General features: G+C 56.2%; 1 protein-coding gene and 1 pseudogene. One reads left to right on the top strand and one right to left on the bottom strand.

Going from position 1 to position 1,759, the window contains the following annotated elements:
* Positions 1–231, top strand: a pseudogene (locus F451_RS28265) (hypothetical protein); the annotation flags it as partial.
* A gap of 104 nt (positions 232–335) precedes the next feature.
* Here the strand turns inward: F451_RS28265 and F451_RS0124305 are convergent.
* The gene (locus F451_RS0124305; protein WP_020684016.1) at positions 336–1,541 is read right to left on the bottom strand and encodes an ISL3 family transposase; all 1,206 of its coding nucleotides are present in this window, start codon (positions 1,539–1,541) and stop codon (positions 336–338) included.
* Between the last annotated feature and the right edge of the window lie 218 nt (positions 1,542–1,759).

Here is a 1,759-nt window from a genome sequence, read left to right as displayed (position 1 = left end):
GACACCCTGCTCAGTCACTCGAGTGCAGAAGTCACCGACGCCAAACCACTGCTCAAGCACTTTTTCCTGGAACGCTACGCCCAGTCGTTCGAGCAGGAAGTAGCCGAATTTATCTCATGTCTGGAATCCAATTTACTGCCCAGCGTCGGCCAGGAGGACGGACGACGAGCCCTTGAAATCGCCCTTGCGTGCGGACAGTCTTTACGCGAAGGCTGCGCAATAAGACTTTAAAAAATCGATGGAAAATCAGGCAGGCTCTTTTTAACCGAATAGTCTGAAAATATAAGCGCAATATCGAGAGCCCGGACTCTATAGAGCCCGGGTTTAATTTTGGTTCATCGCGTTTTACCGGAAAATGCGGCTTTGATCTTCAGGAAGAAGTAGTCGTTATCCCGGTATCCATAGGCCATCCGCTTGAGCACTTTGATACGGTTATTCATTCCTTCCAGCACGCTCGTATTGAGCCGGAAGACGGCGCTTGCCACGATACCTGACAGATAGCTCTGCAGGCGTTTGGCGAAGAGCATCAGCGGTTTGATTCCACTATCCAGGGCCATCGCGAACCACTCACCCCAGCGTCGACGTGCCTCGTTTTCACTGGGGGCATACCACAGCTCCTTCAGTTGGGTTTTCAGCACGTAGACGGTTGTTAGCGGTGCAGTGGCCGCCAGCAGCTCTTCCAGCTTGACGCCCTGCTCCTGCGACAGGTTGCCGGGATTGCGCAGCAGCAGCCAACGGCTGCGCTTGATGACCCGCCGCTCAGCCGGGCTATCACGCAGTAGATTGGCTTGATCAACCCGGACACGATCGATCACCTCCCGACCGAACTTGGCGACAACGTGGAAGAGATCGTAAACCACGCGGGCTTTGGGGCAGTGCTTCTGCACCTCCAGGTCCATCGCAGTATTCATGTCCATGGCCACCGCCTCGATCCGGCGACAAACCTTCTTGCCCATCCATTCGAAGAACGGCCGAACGGCCTTGCGGCTGCGTCCTTCGCCGATCAAAAGCACCTGCTGGGTGTCAGCGCAGATGGCCACCGTGGCATAGCGATGACCCTTGAACAGCGCAAACTCATCCATGATGAGCCGTTGGACCCGGCCCAAGTCCGGCGCTGTCACTTCACACGTCAAACGCTGATGATCGATCGATTTTACCGTGTGCCAGTGTAATCCAAGCAGCTCCGCCACCTGCTTGACGGGCAGTAGACGTACCAGCGCTTCGACGTAGTTGACCAGCGCTTGGGGCAGATTTCGACGCCCCGCAAGCCAGCGGATTTTCTCCCGGCGGACGCCGCAATCCGCGCAGCGCACGCGTCGTACAGGGACCTCCAGCCACACCCAATAGTTGAATAGATCCCGCTCTCGGACGTGCCGTCGGCTGACATCGTGAATCAACAGCGTGGCTTGGCCACAGTCGCTGCAAAAGGGCGGCTGTGAGGACTTGGGGGCCAGGCGAAGCAAGAGGGAATTGGGGGGCGGTATTTCGTAGCTTTCCAGCTCAAACCCTTCCCAGAAGAGGTCTAGCAGACTAGCATCCATGACGTCGGTGGCGGTCGGGTTGTGGGTAATGTTTTGGCGAACACAACCTTAACCCTTCTCGCCGCCGCATTCCTCATTTCCCGCTAATCTGCGAAGAACCAAAAAAATGCCAGTCGGCAGAACCGACTGACATTTTGTACAGGGATGTACTTATCCTGCGAGCACAGGGATGTGCAGGAGCAGGGTTTGTACAGGGATGTACTTATCCTGCGAGCACA

Origin of the sequence: Marinobacterium rhizophilum DSM 18822, from assembly GCF_000378045.1 — a bacterium.
In the GTDB taxonomy this organism is placed as follows: Bacteria; Pseudomonadota; Gammaproteobacteria; order Pseudomonadales; family Balneatricaceae; genus Marinobacterium_A; species Marinobacterium_A rhizophilum.
This window is presented reverse-complemented; position numbering and strand designations above follow the sequence as displayed.